The organism is Micromonospora sp. BL1, from assembly GCF_003667485.1.
GTDB lineage: Bacteria > Actinomycetota > Actinomycetes > Mycobacteriales > Micromonosporaceae > Micromonospora > Micromonospora tulbaghiae.
The window spans coordinates 1-446 of record NZ_RCVK01000021.1; the positions used below are offsets into that span (position 1 = coordinate 1).

The window sequence follows — 446 nt, forward strand, 5'->3', positions numbered from 1 at the left end:
GTCCCCCGTGCTGCCGCAGCGCGTCCCCTCGGAACCGGACGTGCCAGTCGTGCCGGAGCCACCGGCAGTGGAACCGTCCGCCGAGACCCCCGAACTCGCCCGCATCGCCACCCACCTGCGCCGCGACGACGAACCCGCGCCGCTGCGGGAGCGGCCGGAGGGCTTCGACGTCAACGCGATCCTCGACGCGGTCCGCGAGGTGGCGGGCGTACGCGACGCCGCGCTGCGCCGTACCCCGGCCGGCGCGCACAGCCTCCGGCTCGACCTGGCCGACGGCGCGGACCCGGCCGAGGTGAGCCGCCTGGTGGCCCGGTTGCTCCAGGAGCGGATGGGCCTGGCCGCCGCGCCGCAGAACCTGCCCGGCGCGCCCGCCGTGCCGCCGCCGGCTCCGCTGCGCCGCCGGTCGGCCCGGCTGGACCGCTCCGGTGTTCTCCAGGGCGTGGTAG

1 pseudogene is annotated in these 446 nt (G+C 78.5%); it reads left to right on the plus strand.

The features are described from left to right. Window positions 1-446: pseudogene (locus EAD96_RS00080) on the plus strand (hypothetical protein); the annotation flags it as partial.